Raw genomic sequence first — 22,985 nt, 5'->3', positions numbered from 1 at the left:
CATGGACAGTGGCTTCTTTTATCCGTTCGACACACCCAAGCAGATCGATGCGGGCAAACGTGCGCTATGGGCACTGCCGCGCAACTTAAAGCAGCTTGGCGGAATAGAGGTGGATGAGCGCGCCAGCGTGATCCATCTCAATTCGACCTACGTCGACATCATCGATCGGTGGTACCTGATTCGCGGCGGGGCGCGAAGCGCCATGCTGGCATTCCTATTGCCGGCACTGATTCCTGGCCAGATCTTTCTAAGTGGTTTCAGCGTTTTTCTGGCTGTTCGGCAGGAAATACCCATCGCGTTAGCTGGAATCGCTGTATGCCTACTTATCCCTATGGCGTGGATTTGCATCAAGTATGGGGTGAAACCCATTCTATGCCGTGAATTCTTCACCTACACCCACTTCCCCATCCGCTTCAACCGCAAAACCCGCATGATCCATGTGTTCCGCCACAACGGGCCGGGCGGCGTGCTGTCGGTTCCCTGGGACGACGCGCTTTTCTATATCGGACAAGGCACGCAAGATCGCGACTTTCTCGATCTGCGCGGCTGCGTGATGGATGGCGATACCGTGGTGGATAGCTTCGCCGTGGGGCACTTCTCCAATAGCGAGCAATCGATCCGGGGAGGCTGGAAATTTCTTGTTCTTTACATGGAGCAAGGGCCGCAAGCGCTACCTGAGAATATGTCCATCTCGACATCCACTCGTAGCTGCTGGCGCAATTGCTTCTTATGGGCACGTATTTTTTGCAGCATATTTACACCCGTTCCTATCATCAAATGGGGGTTCACTGCGCTAGTTACCGCCGCCCGCTGGCTGATCATGAAAAGCTGCAAAGAACCGGCATGGCCTGCCGACATCGAAGCGGAATCGGTCATCGAGCCGATCGACCCCTATCGCCTGAAGGAGCCTGCTGTAACGGGTGAATTTGAGAATAAATCCCAAAATTTGGCGGCCACCCAAGTCCAAGCTCAACGCCGGGTGAAAAAGCGTTGAAGCGAACGCGATCGTCCCGATCCACATGACCACCCTGAACATGGAGCGCGGATTCTTTTATCCCTCCGGCACACCCAAACCAAGGAAATCACAGCCATGGACTTTATTCGAATCAACGACACCATCACCGGCGGCGGTCAAGTCATCAGCGCTTCCGGCACGATGTCGCCAACATGGCGGTCTCAAAGCTTCCCGAGCGCCGCGTGATGATCCTGATGATGGGGGTCTTGCACGCGGAAAACCCCGAACTGGAACTGCTGGACGTACGCAGCATGCGATCGCCCCGCCAGGCGGCGAAGGCGCTCGCGCGGGCGATCAACGAGGTCACCGGCGGCGGCGAGCAGAATCTTTACAAGAGCGCGGAGACCTTGATTCGCGATGAAACTCATTCTTCTCAGCATGCCGCGCGCGGCTTGTTTCTGATCGATAAGCGCGCGCTGGCCTCCTTGCAGGGAGCGGACAACGCAACGCGCCTTGCAACCGTTCGCGCGGAAACCTACGAGGCATTACAGGCGCAAAGCATCCGCACGATCTTCAATGCCGAGGTCAATGCTTGCATGATCGGAACCCTGTTCGCTGCCGCGTCCGTGATCGCGTCGTATCGGGACTTGGTGAAGTCCGAAGACAAGACCATCAAGAGCATGAGATTTGGCACCAGCGTCACGGCCTTCCTGGGCGTATCCATGGAAACCAGCGGGCATTTACTGGAAAAGGCGCCGTGGGCGGAGTCGATCATTCAGAAGTTGATAGCCCACTTGGGGGGCGGAGCTGAATTCAGCGCGGCGAAGTTAGTGAAACTCGGCAAGTTGCTGGGGGTGGCGGGGGGCGTGTTGGCTGGAGTCGTGGAAATGTGGGAGGGAGGCATGGAATGGAAATACGATAAAGGATATGGCTCGGGAATGATTGCTCTTGGGGGCGGGGCAATCATCGCAACCTTTATGGTGCTAAGCGGATCCACTGCAGTGATCGGCATCGGTCTGGCCCTTGGTCTACTCGTCGCCGCCGGCACCTACTGCATACAGACCTACAAACCCAACGATGTAGAGAAATGGATGGCTCGTTCCAGGTTCGGCAAACTCGATAAAGACCAACGTTATGCCGATGTACTGACTCAACAAAACGCTTTGCTGAAACTGGCGCAGGGATAACTACATGGAAAGTGGTTTCTTTTATCCGTTCGACACACCCGCGCAGATCGATGCGGGCAAGCGAGCGCTATGGGCACTGCCGCGCAACTTAAAGCAGCTTGGCGGAATAGAGGCGGATGAGCGTGCCAGCGTGATCCATCTCAATTCGACCTACGTCGACATCATCGATCGGTGGTACATGATTCGCGGCGGGTTTCGAAGCGCCTTGGTAGCGCTGCTATCACCTGTAATTATTGGTGTCGTGATCTTTGTGATAAGTCTGTTTGTTTTCTTTGCTGTTCGGCAGGAAGTATCAATCACCTTTGCTGGAGTAATCATATGCATATTTATCCCCATGGGGTGGATATGCATCAAGTATGTGATGAAACCCATTCTTGGCCGTGAGTTCTTCACCTACACCCACTTCCCCATCCGCTTCAACCGCCAAAGCCGCATGATCCACGTGTTCCGCCACAACGGGCCGGGTGGCGTGCTGTCGGTACCCTGGGATCAGGCGTTTTTCTATATCGGACACGGCACGGAAGACCGTGACATTTTTGATCTGCGCGGCTGCGTAATGGATGGCGATACCGTGGTGGATACCTTCGCCGTCGGCAACATGACCGATACCGAGAAACGTGTCCGGGAGGTCTGGAAGTTTCTTGTCACTTATATGGAGCAGGGCCCGCAGGCGCTGCCCAAGGATACGTATATCGCAACGTCCACCAGCAGGCGATGGCTCAATTGTTTTCTTTGGGCGAATGTTTTTTGCAACAACTTTGCACGCGTGCCGTTGATCAAATGGGGGTTCGTTGCGCTGATTACCGTCGTCCGCTGGCTGATCATTAAAAGCTGCAAGGACCCCGTATGGCCGGCGGAGATTGCGTCCGAGTCAGTCATTGAGCCCGACGACCCCTATCGTCATGCCGAGCCTGGCGTGAGCGGCGAACTGGCCAAAGACCCCAAGGTTTGGGCAGCCATCCAAGCTCAAAATAAACGCCGGGCGAAAAGGCGTTGAAACGAACGCGATCGTCCCGATCCGCATGACCGCCCTGAACACGGAGCGCGGATTCTTTTATCCCTCCGGCACACCCAAACCAAGGAAATCACAGCCATGGACTTTATTCGAATCAACGACACCACCACCGGCGGCGGCAAAGTGATCAGCGCTTCCGGCACGATGCGTTATGACGAACGCCTGATCGCACGCAAAGGCGATCGCGTGACCTGCCAAAAGCACCCCGACGTACAACCCAACCTCATCCTCGAAGGCGACGAAACGATGACCGAGGACGGCGTACCGTTGGCGCGACACAACCACCGCGTCAGCTGCGGCTGTCGATTGATCTCCAGCCTGCGCTGACCGCCATGCCCGTTATCCTGCCGACGCCGCCGTCGGACACCACACCACCTGCCATGCCCTATCCGTTCGTGTGGGCGGCGCTGTTCGTCGCAATCATGGCCATGGGTGTTGCCTATACCTTGCTGACCTGGCCCAAGGGCGCGCCGACGGATGCCGTCTGGTTCTGGCTGCGGTTGCTGTTCTTTCCGGCGATGGCGTGGTCTTTATTACTGGGTCTGCGGTTGCTCTACGTGGAGCAGGAAACCGATCGCATGCGCGCCGAGCTTGACCAGTGGGAGGAAGATCGCGGCGACGCCGTGCGTTTCGCGCAGGAACCACTGGCCCTGCTGGGCACGGCCTACCAGTGCGGCGTGGGTAGTCGCGCCGTGTCGGAAACCATGGCGCAAGGCCGCCAATCCATCGCCGCGCACCAACCGGACGAAGGGATCGCGGCCATCCCGCACACCCGGCTGACGATGCTCGAAGGCCCACTGGAAGCCCGTTACGAGACTTGCTTTATCGATCTGCTTGAGCGCCTGGACGACGCGCTGTGCGCGCTGCCTGCAGGCGTTCCTCTGGAGGTGTATCTCCAAGGGATCGAGCCGACGCCCGCGCCACGCCAGCACAACGACGCCCTCACGCAGAACAATCAGGATGGGCGTCTGAACATCCTGGCGATCTGGCAGCGATGCTGGACCGGATTTGGTCATCGCGAGGTGCCGACCCACGCGCTCCCGTCGCACGACAGCATGATGGCCTTGGACGCGTGGCTGGATGAGCACGGCGGTCCCGCACTGGAAAAATTTGCCCTTGTCGTCGCCGTACAACTGCACCCAAGCCCACCGGCCAACAGCGCGGAAGCGGCGGTCGCGCTCCTGCTTGGCTGGGCGCCGCTCGCGCAGCGCAAGGCCCTCCCCATCGACGCCTTGTTGCATCGACCCATGGCGATGAACGACGGGACGCTCCCCGACACCGTGGCGACGGCGCTGTTATGGGGCCACGCCGAAGCCGCTGACGTCGCCGGACTATGGCAAGCCACGCTCGATGGCGCCACCAAGACCGACGTGGTCAAGGCGGCATCCGATCTGAGCGTCGCCGCTTGCACGACCGATGGCCTGAAAGGCGTGCACGATATCGACCATGTGCTTGGCGACGCCGGCATCGCCGCACCGTGGCTCGCACTCGCCTTCGCGGCCGAACACGCGGCGCGAACCGGCGCACCCCAAGCAGTGACGACACGCTGCCCCACTCTGTGCATGGCTGTCGTGCAACCCGCCATGCGCTCGGACAATGCAGGATCACAAGGATGAACGTCTCTGGATATTGGCTCGTCATCGGCACATTGACGCTGACGGCTGCCGTGGCCGCCTGGTTTGAAGGCAGTCACGTTTCGCCCTCGCCGGTCACGCGCGTGCTGGCCGTCTTGCTGATGGGCGCGCTGTTGCTCTTGTGCCGCGTCGTATTCGCCCGTGCTTGGCGCGGCGTGGCACGCTACGCCCCACACCGCGACGCTGGCCGATATGCGCGCCATGCACGAGCCCGTATTGTCGTGACGGGCGCATCGTCCACCCGCATCGCCACGCCATGGTTCACCTGGTTGAAGCAAACGCTCCGGGAACGGCACGGCCTACGCTGGCGCTATCGCCAACCCTGGCTACTGCTCACCGGCAACGACAAAACCATCGCACGCCTGCTGCCCGAGCTCGTCGAGCAGGGTCACCTGATCACCGACGAGGCCGTGCTGCTGTGGCACGCCAACGACGACAACGGCCAACCCAACGACGCCTGGCTGCAACAGCTCTACCGCCTGCGCCGCCGTCGTCCGGTGGATGGTCTCGTGCTGGTGGTCAACGGTGTCGAAGACACGCTCGCGCCGACACGCGGCACCCCCGGCATCCACTTGGCCCGTGTCGCGCAAAGCTTGCATTGGTCAGCACCGGTCTACGTGCTCGATGCCGCCCAGGTCGATGAGGTGAACGACGGCACCACGCCGATCGCCGGTTGCGAATTCCCCCAAGGCCGCGTTGCGCCGTCGATGGACACCGAGGTGCGGACGCTGCGCGATCAGCTCGCCCATCTCGGCGTGCATCGCCTGGGCGCCAATCCGCGCGATATCTATATCGCTAAGCTGTCCGAACGCCTCGATGGGCGCGCCGCACCCTTGTCAGCCTGGATGGCCAGCCTCGTGGCGCGCCGCTTGCCGGTGCGCGGTGTGTTTTTCACGCCGTTCCCCGCGAAGTCCGTCGAAAGCGGCGCCGCCTCGGGCACCGTCCTGCCTGCACTGTGGTCGCACCTTGGCGATCTGACCCGCCGCGATCGCGGCCGCCGTGTCGGCTGGCATCCGATCACCGTGTGGTCGGTCATCGCACTGGCCCTGGTCGGCATTGGCACCGTCGGCACGCTGGTCTCGGCCTTCGCCAATGCGCATGAGCTTCAACGCTCGCAGGCCGTCGTGCGGTCACTCGATCAGGGCGATGACGCCACGCGCGTTCGCGCCTTGCTGGCCTTGCAACAACGCATCGGTGTGTATGAAGCACGCGTGCGACGCCGCGCCCCCGGCGTGCACGGCTTCGGCCTCAACCGCAACCGAGTCACGCTCGACACGCTCTGGATGCGTTATGCCGACGCCAGCCGCGCGTTGCTCACGATTCCCGTGCAGCGCAGTCTCGAAGCATCGCTCGCCGCCCTCGGCAAGGTGCGCGCCGATGCCTTGCAGGATCGCGACGCGCAGCAGCGCGACTACAACGTGCTGAAGACGTACTTGATGCTGGCCGATCCGGCGCACACCGATCCCGACTTCCTCGCGACACAACTCGCCACCGTCTGGCCGGTCATCCCGCGCATGCCGCCCGGCGAATGGCAGGACACCTCACAGCGTCTGGCCCGCTTTTTCGCGCAGCACCTGCACGCACACCCCGATTGGCGTATCCAGCCGTCGGCGCCGCTGATTGCCACGGCACGCTCGACGCTGGTCAATCAGATCGGTCTGGCGAACGCGGACGACACGGTCTACCAGTCGATCCTCGATGGCGTGCGCGGCAAGTATGCCGACCTGTCGTTGCCGGCATTGCTCAACGGCACGGATGCGCAAGGGCTGTTCGGGACGAGCGCGAGCGTGCCGGGCGTGTATTCCCGCGCCGCCTGGGACGGCATGATCGCCGCGGCGATCGACCAGGCGGGCGAACGCCAGGTGGAAAGCGATGGGGTGTTGACCGACGGCAAGACCATCGCCTTGCCCGAGCACGATGCGCAGCGGGCCGGCGATCTGAAGCAACGCCTGACCGCACGCTACTTCGCCGAGTACGCCGCCGCGTGGCAACGCCTGCTCAATAGCCTGCATTGGCAGCCGGCGACGAACCTCAGCGTGGCCGTCGATCAACTCACGCGGCTGACCGATGCGCAGACCTCGCCGCTGATCGCCCTGATGAAGTCCGTGCAGCATCAGGCCCAGGCGGGGCGTCCTTCGCAGGCGCTTGGCGACACGCTGGTGCGTCGTGCGCAGAGTCTGGTGGGCAAGGAGGACACCCCGGCGAGCGCGGTGACCAACCCGCTCGATCAGTCGTTCGGCCCGCTGCTCGCGCTGATGGGCGACAGCGGTGTGACGACTGGCAACGGTGCGAACGCCGCGAACGGCAACGCGCCCGCCACCCTGAGCGGCGTGAGTCTGCAAAGCTATATCACCGTGGCCACCACGATGCGGCTCAAGCTGCAGCAGATCGGCCATAGCCCCGATGCGCAGAGCATGGCCCGCGCGCTCGCGCAGGCGGTGTTTCAGGGCAAGCTCTCGGATCTGTCGCAAGTGCGCGAACAGGCGGCCTTGACCGCCGCGAGTCTGGGTTCCGCCTGGGCGGGTTTCGGCGATGCGCTGTTCCTGCGTCCGCTCGACGGCGCGTGGCAAACGATTCTGCAACCGGCCGCCGCCAGCCTCAACGAGCTCTGGCGCGCCAGCATCGCGGCGCCGTTCAACAGTGCGTTCGATGGCCGCTATCCGTTTTACGACACGAACGCCGACGCCTCGTTCGCGGAACTGGGCCGTTACGTGCGTCCCACCAGCGGCTTGATCAACCGCTTCCTCACCGTTGAACTGGCCGGTGTGCTCGCCCAGCAAGGGGATATGTGGGCACCCAACGGGCTGGCGCCGCAAACGCTGGCGTTCGACCCGGCCTTCCTTAAAGCCATCCAGCAGATGTCGCTACTCGGCACGCGCTTGTATCCGTCCGGCGACGCCAGTTATCGCTTCGAGATCATGCCGCAGCCCACGCCCAACGTGACGCGCTCGGAGCTGACCATCGACAAGCATGCCGTCATCTACTTCAACCAGCAGGAAACCTGGACGCCGATCGCCTGGCCCGGCGACGGCTTGAACGGCCATGCGGCGCTCACCTGGCAAACGCTCGATGCCGGCGTGCGGCAAGTCTTCGATGCCACCGGCGATTGGGCGTGGCTGCGCCTGCTCGCCACGGCCGAGGTCAAACCGCTCGACAGCACCCGCTATGAACTCACCTGGACGCACCCCGACGCCGAATCGCTGCGCTATGTCCTGCGCACGCAGGTGGGCGCGGGGCCGCTGGATCTGTTGGCACTGCGCGGCTTCACACTGCCCGAGCGGATTTTTATCGTCGGCAAGAACGGCGCGTCGCCCGTCATGCATCCCCTGCCGCCGGAGCTGCGTTCACCATGAAACCTTTCTTTCTCACCAAGCGCTTACCACGCGATCGCGCCGTTCGCTCGTCCGGCCACACCGATGCAGCAGCCCAACGATTGGCTCGCTTGCATCAGATGGCCGCCGAGGCCGGCGTGACCTCGACCAGCCACCAGGTGGCTGGGTATGGGTGTTTGGCCGCATCCATGCGTATGCTCGTCAAATACCTCGATCGATTTGTGCCAAGCCGGTGCTTGCGAATCGTTGTTTCAAAAGTCATGTCCGGATCTCCCGTGATGATGCATCAGTGGCGGTGATCAGCCTTTGGCGCGAATGCAAACAATGTTGCCGACATTCGGCAGTGCGCAGGAGGAAGGTGCTGACGCAAGCAGGGTACTGACGCGGCCGCCCGACATCCATTGCACTGGCGTCGGTTTGGTGGTCACCATGGCTGTCAGGATCATTCCGCAAACCACGATGCATGCCGTGAACAGACCATGCAGGACCAGTGCCTCGAATTTCGTCTCAGTGAGTTTCATGCTCGTTCCTCAGGAAAGGATCAGTAAGGCTGTCGCATGAATACTCAGCAATCCCTGTGCCAGCCTTGGAAAATACTTCAAGACTTTGAAATTAATAGATTAATTTGAGCGTCTCGATAAGTGCGAAGTTGTCCGCGGACATCGGACACCTCGCCCCGGACAGTGTCTGGACAGGCGTGAGCGCAGACACGCTAAGCCGGCGTTTGGCGACAGACGGTGGCGACGCGTTAGGCATGCCATGCCAAAGCGATTACGCTTCGCATTCCCCACAGAATTGATCAGAGCATTCTTCATGGAGTTACTCATGCGCAAGACCCTGCTGTTGCTCGCACCCGTCGCGCTGCTTGGCGGTTGTTCCTGGGGCATCAATCCGGATCCGGGATCGAACAGTGTACGTACTGTATGGACAGGCGATGTTTCCGGCTGTCGCGATATCGGCAAGATCACGGTCAGCGTGCAGGATCGTGTCGGCCCCTTCAATCGCAATGACATCAAGGTGCGCGACGAACTGCAGGTGCAGGCACGCAACAGTGCCATCAGCATGCATGCGGACACCATCAAGCCGCTGGCCGATCCGGTGGATGGTTCGCAACCGTGGGAAGCCTATTACTGCGCCAATCGCACGCCCCAACCGTATGCGCCGCCGCCGATCCAGGGCAACTCGCCGCAGCAACCTTCCTCGCAACCATCACCATTGCCACAAGTACCGCCGCAGCAGGGCGGCGGTTTCCAGACCTATCCCGCCAAGGGCGGTTGACTCCACTTATCTAAGCCGGAGAATTTCATGGAAACACTCGATCCGCGTCGTACGGCGCTGGTTCTTATCGACCTGCAGAAAGGTATCCTACCGTTTGCTGGCGGCCCTCATAGTGCCAATGACGTATTGAGCAAGGCCGCTTCGCTGATCAAGCGGTTCCATGCGCTGGGTGCCCCAGTGATATTGGTGCGCGTGGGCTGGTCGCCCGACGGCAGCGATGCGCCGCGGCAGATCGTGGATCGTGCGCCGCCGACCAAAGGTTTCTCGGCGGATTGGTGGGAATTCCCTGATGAACTTGGTGTGATCGATAGCGATATCCGCATCATCAAGCGCCAATGGGGTGCGTTCTACGGTACCGAGCTGGAACTGCAGCTACGTCGTCGCGGTATGGAACACATCGTGCTGGGTGGCATCTCCACCCATATCGGTGTGGAATCCACCGCGCGTAATGCGTGGGAACTCGGCTTTGGCCTGGTCTTTGCCGAGGATGCGATGAGCGCTACTGGTGGTGAGCAGCATGCATTTGCGGTGGAGCATATTTTTCCGCGGTTGGGACGGGTGCGTTCGACGAAGCAGGTGTTGGAGATGTTGGGCTGATTGAGTTGCCTCACCGTCATTCCGGCCTTCGTCGGAATGACGGTGAGGCAAGCATCAAGTGTTACGAAAACGGGGCTAAACCGTAGGTAATAAAGCGCTGCCTTCATCTGCACGCGGCAATAACCATTCGCGCAATGCGTCATCTTCTGCATCCAGCGCTTCGGCTTCAGCAGGGCGTTGCAGCATCGCAGCCAGCGACGTAGGAACATCGACCGCGCGCCCGATCAGCGGCTCCACCACACTCTCGAATTTCGCCGGATGAGCGGTCGCGACAATAGCCCACGGCAAGTCATCGCCTGTGGCGCGCAGTTTGTCCAGCACATGCACGGCCGTGGCGGTATGCGGACAGAACACTTCACCGTGTTCGCCGGCATGCCTGGCGATGACCTCGCGTATGGTGCGATCGTCCACGCTCTCGACGTGTAGTTGCGCGCGCAGATCGTCGGGGTCTGGAAAGGTCCAGCGCAGGCGTTCGAAATTGCTGGGTGCGCCGACATCCATCGCATTGGCAAGCGTGGCTACGGCTTGTCGTGGTGTGTAGTCGTTGCCGTTGAAGAAGTCAGGCAGTGTCGTGTTGGCGTTGCAGGCAAGGTGGATCAGTCCGATCGGCAGTTCCATCTGGCGCACCCACACGGCGGCCAGCGCGTTGCCAAGATTTCCGGTAGGGACGATTAGGTTCAGCGCTTCCCCATATTGATGCCACCATGCCAGCGCTGCATGCGCGTAATAGCTCATTTGCGGCAATAGTCGCCCCAGGCTGATGCTGTTGGCGGATGAGAGCGGTGATTGGGTTTGCAGTGCCGTATCGTTCAGAGCGGCTTTCACCATGCGCTGGCAATCATCAAACCGGCCCTGCACGCGCAGTGCCTGCACGTTGCCGCCAAAACAGCCAAGCTGATGGGCCTGTCGCGGCGACACGCGGCTATCGGGATATAAGATCACCACGTTAATGCCAGGCTGCCGATGAAAAGCTGCACCCACCGCAGCCCCCGTGTCGCCGGATGTGGCGACCAGGATCGTCAGGCGCCGTGCGTCGTCCCCACGTAGTCTGCGCAGGCACGCGGCGAGAAAACGTGCGCCGACATCCTTGAAAGCGGCAGTCGGTCCATGGAACAACTCCAGCACGGATGTGTTGGGGTGCTGTGGCAGCGCGTGTAATGGCGTGGGGAAAGTCAGCGCTTCGGCACAGATCGCGGGCAGCTCATTCGCCAGCTTGTCGCCAGCAAAAAAAGGGGCGAGCAGTGTGGTTGCCGTTTCTGCCAGTGTTTCGCCTTGCCGGAAATCGGCGACCCGCAGTCGTGGCAAATGTTCCGGTACATACAGGCCGCCATCGGGTGCGAGTCCTGCGGCCATCGCTTCACTGAGTGTGGCTACCGGGCTGCTGCCGCGCGTGCTGTGATACCGCAAAGCCACGGTCATATGCGTTCACCTGTGTCGACAACGGGGAGTAGTGAGGCGGCAGGGCCATCCACAGGAGCAACAAAGGTGTCACTTTCCAGGCCCGTTTCGGCGAAGGCGTCACGCATGGCTTGTGCGCCGGCCTCCGCTTCGGCGCGATGTTCATACCAGCCAAATACACTGGGGCCCGCGCCGGAAATGCTGGCGCCCAAGGCGCGATGATCCAGCGCGGCCTGTTTCACCCGTGCAAAGTTCGGCACCAGTGGCGCACGGCGCGGTTCGATCAGCACATCCTTCAAACCTTCGCGCACCAGTTCGGCTTCGCCACGCCAGCAGCCGGCCAGCACCAAGGCAAGATTGGTCGATTGCGCCACGAATTCGTCCAGAGCGTAGTCACCGGCAAGCGCCGCACGCGCTTTTCGCGTTTCCAGCACGACATGCGGATGCACCAGTGCGCAATGCCAGGTCGGCGGTACGGGGATGCGCACCAGACGATCACGTGAGGCAAGCACCAGGCCACCCATCAGCATGGGGCCGACGTTGTCGCCATGACGCCCGCCACTGGCGACGGCCTCGCCTTCCATCGCGAACCTATACAGCGATTCGCGCGACAGCGGACGTTCCAGCAAAGCATTGGCCGCGACCAGCGTCGCTACACAAGAGGCCGCCGAACCGCCCATCCCCGAGCCCAGCGCAATGCCTTTGTGCAGGGAAAGCTCGAAACCATGCTGCAAGCCAAGCGCCTTGCGCAAGGCCATAAGGGCGACTCCCGCCGTGTTCTGCGCGGCATCGGTGGGCAGTACTTCTACGCAGCCGTGTATGCCGACGATGCGCACGGTAGGTGTATCGATGCGATGCACTTCAACCCGATCGCAGGCGCCGGCTATGCAATGCCCGAGAATGTCGAAGCCCACCCCGACATTGCCCACACTGGCATAGGCGGCGGCGGAGGCAGATTGCAGGCGTGGTGGGGACATGGGCGACTTCACGGCAAAGGGTGTATTCATGCGCGCGCCTCCAGCGATTCGGCGATGCGCAGCAGATCGGCAAATATCCCGGCTGCCGTCACTTCTGGACCGGCGCCAGGGCCTTGCACCAGTAGCGGATTATCGCGGTAACGCGGGGTTGTCACCTTAGTGCGACAGATCAACCGTATAAACCGCTGTGCCATCCCCATGGTCACGCTCCTGCCTGATGTTATGCAGCCCATCGGCCTCTGCCACGGCCTGCTTGTCGCTGGCTGAAGTAAACACCACCGGACCGCGCGTTTTCAGACGGGCGAAGTGCCATGAAGCACGCGGCAAATCCTTGTCGCCAAGCGAAGGATGCTGCTGTAGCCAGCGCGCCAGGATTTCCCGCGTGCCATCGGGTGCTGCCAGCACGACGTTGCTGCCATCCAGTCCCGGAAAATGGCCGCCGCCACTGGCGCGATAATTGTTGGTGGCCACCACAAAGGTCTGCGAGGGCGTGATCGGCTTCCCGTGGTAAGTCAGCTTCACAATGCGCTCGCCAGCAGGCTTCGATACATCGATGACGTAGGCGATGCCACCCTGGATCTGGTCGAAGTTGTAGCCGACGTACTTTTCGTTGATGAGCTGCTGTTCGCCGGTCGCATTCGGGTCGATGCGGTTGAAGCGTCGCGCCGATTGCTCCAGCCACGCCTTCAATCCATGACCATCGATTTTCACGGCGGTAAGCGTGTTCGGATAGAAGTACAGATCCGCGGCATTGCGCAAGGTGAGCGGGCCAGGCATCACGTCGGTGTAGTCGTCAGGCCCGACGAAGCCCGTGCGGAACGCTGCCGCCGAGCCCAGCACCGGCACATGGGCTAGCTCAGGGTGTGTGGAGGGCAGTTCTTGCTGCACATAGTCGATCTGCGCCGCATTCACTGGCGCCAATGCGCTCATATCGCCTTCATCGGCGAAATAGCTGCTCATGCGCACGCGGCTTTGGCCGATTGGCGTGTTGACGTAGTCGATGGCCGCTTGCTGCACCTTGCCCACCACCAGCGGAATCTGCGGATCGGCAGGCACACAGTTCGATGGGGAAATGGATGGTTTGCCGCCCACCATCACTGGTGGGCAGATCGGCCACACCTGGCTGAAGGTCTTGCCCTTGTCGATCACCCAGTGACCCTGCTGGCGCACCAGCGCAAGCCGGATCACACCCAGATCCTTACCGAAGAATCCTCCCATGACAGCAGGTACGCCGCGCACGAAGCCGTGCTGATCATCCACATCCTGCAGATGGGCAAAACGCGGGCCGGGAAAGTCAGTGTGTTCGTGGCCCATCAGCAACACATCGATGCCAGGCACGCCCGCCAGATACCAGCCGCCGTTCTCCATGTCTGGCGTATAGGGCGAGTTGTTCATGCCGCCGTGCAGGATCGCAATCACCAAGTCCGGATGCTGCGCTTGGATTTGCGGCATATATTTTTGCGCGGCTTCCACCACGCCAGTCACGGTGATCTTGCCCTCAAGATTCTGTTTGTCCCACTGCATGATCGGCGGTGGCGTGAAGCCGATGATAGCGATCTTCAACGGCACGCTGAGCTGGCTGCCATCAGGGGTAAAGGCGGCCACCTTGCGTTCAATCATCGTCCAGGGCTTGAAGATGGGCTTGCCGTCGCGCGTACTGTTCACGTTCGCCAGCACCAGCGGATAGTGTGGGCCGGCGCAAGCCTGCTGGCCCGCGCCATCCACATTCATCGGTGTACCGGTGACCTGTGAGAGGAAGGGCAAGCCGTAGTTGAATTCATGGTTGCCGATGGTCCCGCCGTCGTAGCCGATGGCATCCATCGATTTGTAGATGGCCAACTCCTGTCTGCAGTCGATCTTCTGCGCCTGCGCCTGGTAGTCGGCCAGCACGCTGCCCTGGATAGTGTCGCCGGCATCGAACAGCAAGCTGTTGGTGAATTGGCCCCGTGCCTTGCGTATCAAAGTCACCGTGCGTTCGAAGCCGAGCGTGGGGTCGGCTTTCTGCTTGTAGTAGTCGTAGCTGAGGATGTTCGAATGCAGGTCGGTGGTTTCAAGCACCGCGACATCGGCGCGTAGGCCCTCCGGGAGTTTCTGAGCCTGTGCGGCCGGATGGGGCTGGCTGGCGCAGCCGGCCAGCAAAACAGCAGTGACGATAGCAGTGAGGTGGCTAGAGCGTAGGGTCATGAGGGTTCCGGGTGAAGGCTTACCGCCCATGAACCTAGCAGATAGAAGTGATAATGCACTCCTGACCAAATTCTCTTTGGACCGGATCCATTTCCTGGATAGCCTCCGAAGAGGACATTTTGTTCGACAGGAATCGCCGTATGCGGAACCGCACGTACGTTGGTGTGGAAGGGAGCCGGGTAGCTGGCTCCCTTCCGATGGCATCAGCAACTCGTGCCGCCGGGGCCGCCGAAATAGAAGTAATAGCCCCAATAATTGGATGGCGGGGTGTAGCCGCCCCAATACGGTCCAGCGATGGTGTAGCAGCTAGGCGAAGGTTGGCCGACGCTCAGCGAGACCCAGTACGCCGCACCACCAGGCGCCCAGTACCACAATTCGCGCTGATAACCTGCGTAAGTCCAACCGGAACTCGCGAAATTGCCATCGCCTTCCCCTGGCCATGAGGTCAATCCCACCGATTCGCTGCCGAACTCGATCAACTGCGCGGACGTGGCCATCGGTCCGCTTCCATACAGCGATGCCGGGTAATACCCCACCCACGTGACATTGCCGGGCGTACCCAGCCCCAGCCACCAATTACCGGCATATAAGTAATACTGTGCTAGGAATTCATACTGGGCGCCGCCAACGGTGCTGTAGTTGGTGAACGGGCCGCCGAAGTACCAATTGCCGTTGGTCTGCACGAAGGCTGAGCAACTCAAGTTGTAGCAACCAGTGTTCTGATAGCCATCAGCGGTCCAGTAGATGAAAAGACGGGAGCGCTCATCACCGTAAAGACCGGGATAGTTCTGCCATCCCACCTCCGCAGTCTGCGTCGTGCCGGTGGTGCCGACTGTCCACGACTGCGCCAGCGAGAAGATCTGGTTCGCACCGGTGTTTACATAGGGCGACCACAGATTGATGGTGTCGGTCTGGCCGATGTTGGTGACGTATTGATAGGTGTAGGAGTATTTGTGCGTGTACACCTGCGGCGGAATGATCTTGTTGCTGGGCAAATGTTCCACGCCGTCCGGTGTTTTCTGGAAGTAGGTTTTCAGATTCGGGAAGCGCGACAGTTCTTCCAACGTAATACGCCGCATCGGAATGGTGCCTGCTGCGCAGGTGCGTGAATGACCCAGCGCATCGACCTGATCGTTCTCTGCTAATTGCGAGGTGATCGGTATCGCCTGGTTGTGCGCGCTACCGCTGGAAAATGCTTGCGGTAATGATACGGAAGCAGGTGGTGGTGTGGCGATATGCGCTATCCCCAGCTTGCGTACGCTTGGTTGCTCTTGCATCGGGATGCAATCGAAGTGATCGTTTCCTAGCAGGAAACTTTGCGAAACGTGTGCGTCTTTATACAAATTGAGCACGTACTGCTGCATTTCATCGAACGAGGCAGAATCTTTTACTGCGCTAGACTTCTGCGCCACGAACGTGGCGGCGTTGGCGGTCTTGACGCTGTTCAAGAATTGCTGGAACGGAACGAATGACGGCTGGCTGGTTTGTGCGGCAAAGCTCGAACCGCCGAGCAATGCCGTGCACAAGGCGGCGAGTACGAACGACAGGCGTGTCGCTCTGACGCGAGACGAGTGACGATAGGTGCGTTTCATGATGAGCCCTCCATAGTGGACGTGATCGAAGTACAGCCCCCGAATGCTTCAATCAGGAAGCGATAACGTTGCGCTAGCGACAATGGAAAGCGGCTGTTGGATGCGAGCGTTTCCGTATTCCCCCTACGGGCTTCGCGCGAGCAGGATCAGCGAAACGGCAAGACTGTAGCGCTGTGTGTGTAAGGCGCCGTGAAGATTGCGGTGGCGACTTGTAAGCCGACTACGTCCCGGTTTTTCGGAAACACGTCATCACATGTCGGAACAACACAGCACCGGTGGACGCGTGTGCTTAGGAAAGATGAGCCGGCGCGGGAATGCCTACCTGCGAGGCTTGTCCCTGCAAGATGCGCATTCCATCATGCGGCGTGTGCGTCTGGAAACCACCGACGACTTGTCCTGTCGCATCTGACGTTGGCAGGAACGCCTATGGTGACGTTGCCTTAAAGTCCGGGGGAACCCAACCTGCCTTAAGTTACCGGGTAAGCCACACCGGCCACCCAGGTTTCCCGCACCTTCAACGCCTCATCCATCACCGCAAAATCCGCCTGATAACCCGCCACAATTCGTCCATGTGTGTGCTCCAGGCCAATCCACGCGGCGGGATAACTGCTCGCCATCCGCGACGCTTCGGCTAGCGGCAATCCCAGCATTTGCACCGCATTGCGTACCGCCGTGGCCATATCTAGCCCGGAACCGGCTAATACGCCGGCTTCGCTTCGGCAAATGCCATCGCGCATGACGATGGTCTGGTCGTTGAGCACGTAGTCCGACTTGTCACTGCCCACGGGTGGCATGGCATCCGTCACCAGTACGCACTTGCCATGCGCCTTGGCGGCGATGGCAACGCGCAGTGTGACCGGGTGCACGTGATGTCCGTCGACGATCAGTCCGCACCAGCTATGTGGATCGTCCAGTGCCGCACCGACCACACCCGGATCGCGACTGCTGAGCGGTGTCATCGCGTTGTACAGATGCGTAAAGCCGCACATGCCGGCATCGAGCGCGGTGCGCGTGGTGGTGTAATCGGCCGCGGTGTGGCCGGCCACCACGATGACACCGGCTTCACTAAGGCGGGTAATTGTAACCGGCGATACCTGATCGGGAGCGAGCGTCAGCATCACGACACCACGATGGGGTGCCGTGAGTGCTTCGATGTCGCTGTCATTGGGATGCCGGAACAGATCGGCGTTATGAATGCCCTTACGCGCGGTGGCAAGAAAAGGGCCTTCCACATGAATGCCCAGTACGCCAGGTACGCGCTGTTCCATCGCATCGTCCACCACAGCGAGCGCTTCGCGCATCTTTTCGGCGGTGTCGGTAATCAGGGTGGGCAGCATGCCGGTAGTGCCGAACTTGCGGTGCGCGGCGGCGATGCCGCGCAGCGTTTCGACGTTCGGCGCATCGTTGAAGAGCAGCCCGCCACCGCCGTTGACCTGCACATCGATAAAGCCGGGCAACAGCAAATGGCCATGCAGATCATGCCGCTGCGCATCGGCAAGGCGCGGATCGTTGTCGGCGACGATGGCGACGATGCGTTTACCGCGCACCAGCACCGCAAATCCTTCACGCGGGCCGTGGTCGCCGAGTACGCGGCCGTTGACGAGGGCGGTCAGGGGGTTGGCCGTCATCACACGGTTTCCGTGACCTTGCGCAGATGCGGCGGCACATCCGGATCGTAGCCACGAGCTAGGGCAAGGGTGCTGGTGGCGCGATAGAAACTCTGCACCGCTAGCAGTGGCGTGACGATGGGTTCGATGCCGGTGGGAAGCGGCAAGGCATCCGGGTCTTCCGCACCGGGTGCGGCCACCCATACGCGTGCTCCGCGCGCCCGGAACTCGGCAGCGACGGAAAGCGTGTTTTCCAGCGTGCCATCGTCCTGCGCAAGGAACAGCACTGGGAAGCCGGCGCCGATCAGCGCCATCGGGCCGTGTTTCACTTCCGCCGCGCTGAAAGCTTCCGCATGCAAGCCACAGGTTTCTTTCAATTTCAGCGCGGCTTCCAGTGCGGCGCCGAAGCCGTAGCCGCGACCGACCACAAAAAGATTGTTGACGTCGACCAGGCCCGTTTCGAGCGCGCTCCAATTACCTTCCCAGCCGCGGCGCAAGTCGCTCGGCAAACGCGCCATGGCGTGATGAAGTTGCTGGTCTCCGCTCCAGTGCGCAGTCAGTTGCAGTACGGCCGCCAGCGTGGCGAGGTAGCTCTTGGTGGCGGCGACGCTTTGCTCCGGGCCGGCACGTAGCGGAATGACGGTATCTGCCAGGCCGCCGAGCGGCGAATCTTCCACGTTGACCATCGCGACCACATAGGCGCCGGCTTCTTTTGCAGCTTGTGCACTACGCAGTAGATCGGGGCTTTTGCCGGATTGCGAGATGGCGATGAACAGTGCGTCGTCAAGCTTGAGATGGGCATCGTAGATCGAGGAAATCGAGGGCGATGCCGAAGCGGTCACCAGGCCCAGTCGGGTCTCGAATACATATTTCGCATAAGCCGCCGCGTGATCGGAGCTGCCGCGTGCGCAAGTGACGATGAAGCGCGGCGGATGCGCACGCAAGTGTTCGCCCAGCGTTTGCAGCAAGGAGGCGTTCTGCGCCAACTGTCGTTCGACGGTGGCGGCGCTTTCCTGCGCCTCGTTGTACATCAGGGTGTCGGAGGAAACTTTCATGGGCGCTGGATAGGAAGGGGGAGTGGAGAGGAGTGAGAGGTTAAGGCAATACCTGGATGCACTGAACGGTGCGCCGCGTCACCAGCGACTGGTTGAAACGGTGCAAAGACATGGCAGGAGGAAAGAAGGTGCCTGAATGGCTTGATGTCTCTTGCCTCCCACTCCGCTGTGCTCACTCCTGTGCTTCAGGTCTGCCTTGGCGGTGCCGTGGAACCACGCACCACCAGTTCTGGCATAAAGCCTTCGTTGGCAGGCTGCGCATGCTGGTTTTGCAGGCTGCTGATCAGGTGCAGGGTCGCATGCCGGCCGATCTCGCTGGTTGATTGCCGCGCGGTGGTGAGTGCTGGCCACGCCTGCTTGGAAAACGGACTGTCCTCGAAACCGGCGATGGAAAGATCCCACGGCACATCCAATCCGGCCGAGCGCGCGGCGGCCAATACGCCCGCGGCAATCTCGTCGTTGCAGCCGAAAATCGCGGTGGGCGGTTCCTTCAGCGCCAGCAATTTGCGCGCGCCTCGAAAGCCATCGTCGAAAGCGTAGCGTCCCGGCAGGATCAGCTTGCGATGGATGGCAATGCCGTAATCCTTCAAGGCGTCCGCATAGCCCTGGTAGCGTTCCGGACTGGAGCGGTGATGCGGCTCGCCCCAGAGAAAACCAATGCGTGTGTGACCGAGCTGGATCAAATGCTCGGTAATCGCGTAGGCCGCGTCGTGGTCGTCCACGTAGACGCACGGCATGCCGTCTTTGGGATCCTCGCGTGCAGCGATAATGCGGACGAAATCCACATCGTGTTCCCTCAGTGTGGCCAGCAAGGCGGATTGTTCCGACATCGGCGGGGCCAGGATCAGGCCGGCCAGGCGTGCACGCCGCACCACCAAAACCAGCTCTTCGGCCAGTCCCGGCGCAGTGGAATCGCAGGGATAGATCTGCAGGCCGAAGCCGCGTTCCCGACACGCCGACAGCACGCCGTTCTGCATGTCGATCACATAGTGCGCGTTCGGATTGTCGTAGACCAGGCCAATCGCATAGGAGTGCGTACTGCTGCGCAGGCTGCGAGCGGACGGATCCGGGCGATAGCCGAGCTGCTCGATCGCCCGCGCTACCTTTTCGCGGGTTTCCGAACGCACCGCGGCCTCGTGATTGATGACGCGGGAAACGGTCTTCAGCGACACGCCCGCGTGCTTGGCGACATCCTTGATGGTGGGGCTGTGCAACGAAGGATCCTCCCGAGTGTTGGGTGGGCATCCTAGAGAAGCCACGGGCCCAGTCAACGGATTGAGTGATAACCGCAAGGGTGCCGTACATCCATGCTGCCTCAGTCTGCATGAGTACCCACTTGGTGGCCACGCACGCCGTAATACAGGATGTAGAGATAGCACGGCACGATGACAAGCAGGAACGCGAGCTGGAAGTCGATGTATTGCTTCAGATGCACGAAGGCCTGTGGCAGCAGCGCGCCACCCACGATGCCCATGATGAGCACGGCCGAGCCCAGTTCGGTATGGCTGCCCAGGCCCTTGATCGCCAGCGGGAAAATGGCTGGCCACATCATCGCGTTGGCAAAGCCCAGTGCAGCTACGAAGCCGACCGAGACATAGCCATGCGTCACGTAGGCGCCGATGGCGAACACCACGCCTAACACGGCGGAAACAGCCAGGTAACTCTGCTGCGACATGAAGCGTGGAATCAGTACTGAACCCAGCAGGTAGCCGGTTAGCATGGCTAGCATGGTGTAAGTGGTGAAATGCGATGTCACCGCTAACGGCAGACCGAAACCCTGGCCGTAGGTGTTGATGGCATCGCCCGCCATCACTTCCACGCCCACGTAAAGAAACAGGCACAGCACACCCAGCCACAAATGCGGAAAACTGAAAATGCCGCCCTTGGCATGACCGATCGAACGTTCGCTGTTGGCGCCAGAAGGCTTGATCTCCGGCAGCGCGGAAACAAGGATCCAGACGGCTAGCACCACCAGCAACCCAGCCAAGCCCATGTAAGGCCAGAAAACACGCGCGGCGAATTCAGAGAGCATGGCCTCGCGTGACGGACCGGTAGCCATGTCGGTGATCCTGTCCAGGAACGCATCAATACCTGTCATCACCAAGGCGCCGAATGCCAGTGGTGCGAGTGCGCCGGCCACCTTGTTGCAAATCCCCATCAGCGCAATGCGCTGCGCGGCACTGTCGATCGGGCCAAGAATGCTGATGTACGGATTGGCGGCGGTTTGCAACAAAGATAATCCCGCGCCGATCACGAACAAGCCGGTCAGGGCGCCGTAGTAAATGCGAATGCGCACAAACTCGCCGAACAGTGCTGCCCCGATCGCCATGATGAAAAGGCCCAGTACCATGCCTTTTTTCATGCCTGTGCGCTTGAGCACCGCGCCTGCCGGTAGCGCGAGCACGAAGTAGGAGAGGTAAAACGCAAACGGCACCAGGAAAGCGTTGATGTCGTCCAGCGTAAAAGCCACCTTGACGAACGAAATCAGCGGTCCGTTGAGCCAGGTGAAAAATCCCATGATGAAAAACAACACGCCGATGATCATCATCGGCAGCAGTGTCGACGTGCGCTGCGCGTCGAAGGTGTACGTGGTGGACGACATGAACTCTCCCCGTGAGAAACCGGATGCCGACGACCGCCGTGCGACATCTACCGTGTCGACCTTTATTGTCCCCAAGGCATAACGTTGTCAATCGATGGGAAGGCGCGTCGCCGACAACGTGTGGCATCAGGGCATCTTGCTATGAAGCGTGCTGCGTTGCAGTACCTGTGCGGATAGGTCTTTCGATCTATCCGCCATCACGAAAAATTCATTTTTTTCAATTATTTAAATAATTTAATGCGAATGTCTCGCGGTTGCGTCTCGTAACGCCGCGAGCACGCGTTGACGGTCACTTTTACGATCTGTTGACAGCGTTGTCATTCGTGACCAGACTCCGCCAATAAAGCCATGCGTGGGAAGGGTGCTTTGAATTTCGTAGGGGAAACGCGACAAAAAAAGTAAGGAGGGGGTGTGGCTCAGGCTGTCATACGTGGCAATGCGCAAACGGTGCCGTCACCGGAACCGGCCTTTCTGGCCGCCGACATTGGCGGTACCCATGCGCGCATCGGCTTGGTTAGCTCCCGCCCCGACGGCCAGCGTCCGGTCACAGTGCTCGAATACCACCGCTACGCCTGCGCCGAATGGCCCAGCCTTACCGCCGTATTGAAGGACTTCGTTTCCCAGCTCAGCGCCGGTATCCAGGTGAAACATTGCGCGGTCGCCAGTGCCGGTTATGTGCTGGGCGATGCCATCGTCAACGACAACCTGCCGTGGCCGGTATCAATCCGCAATATCCGCGAATCGCTCGGCATCGCCAGCCTGGCGGTGATCAACGATTTCGAAGCCGTGGCCTACGCCACGCAATTCATGCCCCAGGCCGACACCATATCGGTAATCGAAACCAGTGCATCGCAGGTGGAAGGGCCGGTGTTGGTGATGGGGCCGGGTACAGGCCTCGGCTCGGCGGTTCTTTTGCCGGGCAAATCGCATGCGACGGTGCTGGCCACCGAAGCGGGCCAGGTCGCGCTCGCGCCCGGCAATGAGCTGGAAATCGAGATTCTGCGATGGCTGGCGCGTGATCGTGCGCATGTCTCTTTCGAGCATGCGCTGTCTGGTCCGGGCCTGGTCAATCTCTACAACGCCATCTGCAGCTTGCGCGGCGCGATACCGGGCTTGCGGATACCGGCTGACGTGACATGCAGCGCACTGGAACGCTCCGACGCCGCCGCCGTGGAAGCCTTGCATGTGTTCTGCGGGTTGCTCGGCAGTTTTGTCGGTGATCTAGTGCTGCTCTACGGCGCACGCGGCGGGGTTTTTCTCGCCGGTGGCATTCTGCCGCAGATCCGCGATCTGTTGTTGGCGAGCACCTTCGCCGAGCGCTTTTTCAACAAGGGCGTGATGCGCCCTTTTCTGCAGCAAGTACCTGTACGACTGATGGAGCACGGCCAGCTCGGAGTGATCGGGGCTGCTGGCCTGTATTTGGACGGTCACCACACGAGTGACGAGTGAGCCGAAATACGGATAACACAGAACGAGGTTTTTTGAACCCAACCGGGCGCAAGCCCATCGCCACACAGCACGGGCATGCCGCGAACATTTTCCGTCGCTGAAACGCCTCTGAGGGGAGGAAAC

The 22,985-nt window shown here is 60.7% G+C and carries 20 protein-coding genes and 1 pseudogene; 11 read left to right on the top strand and 10 right to left on the bottom strand.

The window, feature by feature from the left end; translation table 11 throughout:
• Position 1 precedes the first annotated feature (1 nt).
• From EO087_RS10835 to EO087_RS10805, 7 genes are all read left to right on the top strand, one after another.
• Positions 2 to 994: a DUF6708 domain-containing protein gene (locus tag EO087_RS10835; RefSeq protein ID WP_128898876.1), complete on the top strand. Its 993-nt coding sequence runs from the start codon at positions 2 to 4 to the stop codon at positions 992 to 994.
• A 173-nt stretch (positions 995 to 1,167) separates the two neighbouring features.
• The gene (locus EO087_RS10830) at positions 1,168 to 2,142 is read left to right on the top strand and encodes a hypothetical protein (protein WP_128898875.1); all 975 of its coding nucleotides are present in this window, start codon (positions 1,168 to 1,170) and stop codon (positions 2,140 to 2,142) included.
• Positions 2,143 to 2,146: 4 nt separating this feature from the next.
• Positions 2,147 to 3,139, top strand: a complete 993-nt coding sequence (locus EO087_RS10825; protein ID WP_128898874.1) for a DUF6708 domain-containing protein — start codon at positions 2,147 to 2,149, stop codon at positions 3,137 to 3,139.
• Between the two features lie 96 nt (positions 3,140 to 3,235).
• A complete protein-coding gene (locus EO087_RS10820) occupies positions 3,236 to 3,484 on the top strand; it encodes a PAAR domain-containing protein (protein WP_128898873.1) in 249 nt (82 codons plus the stop codon).
• A gap of 5 nt (positions 3,485 to 3,489) precedes the next feature.
• Positions 3,490 to 4,773, top strand: a complete 1,284-nt coding sequence (locus EO087_RS10815) for a hypothetical protein (protein WP_128898872.1) — start codon at positions 3,490 to 3,492, stop codon at positions 4,771 to 4,773.
• The gene (locus EO087_RS10810) at positions 4,770 to 8,144 is read left to right on the top strand and encodes an ImcF-related family protein (protein WP_205744352.1); all 3,375 of its coding nucleotides are present in this window, start codon (positions 4,770 to 4,772) and stop codon (positions 8,142 to 8,144) included. The genes EO087_RS10815 and EO087_RS10810 overlap by 4 nt, the downstream gene beginning before the upstream one ends.
• Positions 8,141 to 8,422: a hypothetical protein gene (locus EO087_RS10805; protein WP_128898871.1), complete on the top strand. Its 282-nt coding sequence runs from the start codon at positions 8,141 to 8,143 to the stop codon at positions 8,420 to 8,422. The genes EO087_RS10810 and EO087_RS10805 overlap by 4 nt, the downstream gene beginning before the upstream one ends.
• Here the strand turns inward: EO087_RS10805 and EO087_RS10800 are convergent, their stop codons facing one another.
• Positions 8,423 to 8,644: a hypothetical protein gene (locus tag EO087_RS10800; protein WP_128898870.1), complete on the bottom strand. Its 222-nt coding sequence runs from the start codon at positions 8,642 to 8,644 to the stop codon at positions 8,423 to 8,425. It abuts the gene before it with no gap.
• A gap of 304 nt (positions 8,645 to 8,948) precedes the next feature.
• Between EO087_RS10800 and EO087_RS10795 the strand changes: the two genes are divergently transcribed.
• Complete coding sequence (locus EO087_RS10795) at positions 8,949 to 9,401, top strand: DUF4156 domain-containing protein (RefSeq protein WP_240669025.1); 453 nt, start codon at positions 8,949 to 8,951, stop codon at positions 9,399 to 9,401.
• Positions 9,402 to 9,428: 27 nt separating this feature from the next.
• Positions 9,429 to 9,998, top strand: coding sequence for a hydrolase (locus EO087_RS10790; RefSeq protein WP_128898869.1), 570 nt, complete (start codon positions 9,429 to 9,431; stop codon positions 9,996 to 9,998).
• Between the two features lie 75 nt (positions 9,999 to 10,073).
• On the opposite strand, the gene thrC is transcribed toward EO087_RS10790, so the two are convergent.
• From thrC to EO087_RS10765, 5 genes and pseudogenes are all read right to left on the bottom strand, one after another.
• Positions 10,074 to 11,417, bottom strand: a complete 1,344-nt coding sequence (gene thrC / locus EO087_RS10785) for a threonine synthase (protein WP_128898868.1) — start codon at positions 11,415 to 11,417, stop codon at positions 10,074 to 10,076.
• On the bottom strand, positions 11,414 to 12,403 hold the full coding sequence (locus EO087_RS10780; protein ID WP_240669024.1) for a homoserine kinase: 990 nt from the start codon (positions 12,401 to 12,403) through the stop codon (positions 11,414 to 11,416). Before EO087_RS10780 ends, thrC begins: the two co-directional genes overlap by 4 nt.
• A pseudogene (locus EO087_RS10775) lies at positions 12,400 to 12,525 on the bottom strand (homoserine dehydrogenase); the annotation flags it as partial. The gene EO087_RS10780 and the pseudogene EO087_RS10775, both read right to left, overlap by 4 nt.
• Positions 12,526 to 12,529: 4 nt before the next feature.
• Complete coding sequence (locus EO087_RS10770; protein WP_128898867.1) at positions 12,530 to 14,557, bottom strand: bifunctional 2',3'-cyclic-nucleotide 2'-phosphodiesterase/3'-nucleotidase; 2,028 nt, start codon at positions 14,555 to 14,557, stop codon at positions 12,530 to 12,532.
• 203 nt (positions 14,558 to 14,760) lie between these two features.
• Positions 14,761 to 16,149, bottom strand: a complete 1,389-nt coding sequence (locus EO087_RS10765; RefSeq protein ID WP_128898866.1) for a neprosin family prolyl endopeptidase — start codon at positions 16,147 to 16,149, stop codon at positions 14,761 to 14,763.
• 253 nt (positions 16,150 to 16,402) lie between these two features.
• On the opposite strand from EO087_RS10765, the gene EO087_RS16260 reads away from it, so the two are divergent.
• Positions 16,403 to 16,558, top strand: a complete 156-nt coding sequence (locus tag EO087_RS16260; protein WP_164931821.1) for an IS110 family transposase — start codon at positions 16,403 to 16,405, stop codon at positions 16,556 to 16,558.
• 58 nt (positions 16,559 to 16,616) lie between these two features.
• Here the strand turns inward: EO087_RS16260 and nagA are convergent, their stop codons facing one another.
• The 4 genes from nagA to EO087_RS10745 all read right to left on the bottom strand — a co-directional run bounded on the left by nagA (position 16,617) and on the right by EO087_RS10745 (position 21,413).
• On the bottom strand, positions 16,617 to 17,777 hold the full coding sequence (gene nagA / locus EO087_RS10760) for an N-acetylglucosamine-6-phosphate deacetylase (RefSeq protein WP_128898865.1): 1,161 nt from the start codon (positions 17,775 to 17,777) through the stop codon (positions 16,617 to 16,619).
• Entirely contained in the window at positions 17,777 to 18,811 is a 1,035-nt protein-coding gene (locus EO087_RS10755) for an SIS domain-containing protein (protein ID WP_128898864.1), read from the bottom strand. The genes nagA and EO087_RS10755 overlap by 1 nt, the downstream gene beginning before the upstream one ends.
• 185 nt (positions 18,812 to 18,996) lie before the next feature.
• Complete coding sequence (locus EO087_RS10750; RefSeq protein WP_128898863.1) at positions 18,997 to 20,025, bottom strand: LacI family DNA-binding transcriptional regulator; 1,029 nt, start codon at positions 20,023 to 20,025, stop codon at positions 18,997 to 18,999.
• A 101-nt stretch (positions 20,026 to 20,126) separates the two neighbouring features.
• The gene (locus EO087_RS10745) at positions 20,127 to 21,413 is read right to left on the bottom strand and encodes a sugar MFS transporter (RefSeq protein WP_128898862.1); all 1,287 of its coding nucleotides are present in this window, start codon (positions 21,411 to 21,413) and stop codon (positions 20,127 to 20,129) included.
• Between the two features lie 411 nt (positions 21,414 to 21,824).
• On the opposite strand from EO087_RS10745, the gene glk reads away from it, so the two are divergent.
• Positions 21,825 to 22,862, top strand: a complete 1,038-nt coding sequence (gene glk / locus EO087_RS10740; RefSeq protein WP_128898861.1) for a glucokinase — start codon at positions 21,825 to 21,827, stop codon at positions 22,860 to 22,862.
• The last annotated feature ends 123 nt before the right edge of the window (positions 22,863 to 22,985 follow it).

It is taken from the genome of Dyella sp. M7H15-1, from assembly GCF_004114615.1.
Lineage (GTDB): Bacteria > Pseudomonadota > Gammaproteobacteria > Xanthomonadales > Rhodanobacteraceae > Dyella_B.
The sequence above is the reverse complement of the archived record's forward strand: the minus strand, read 5'-3'. Positions and strand labels throughout refer to the sequence as shown.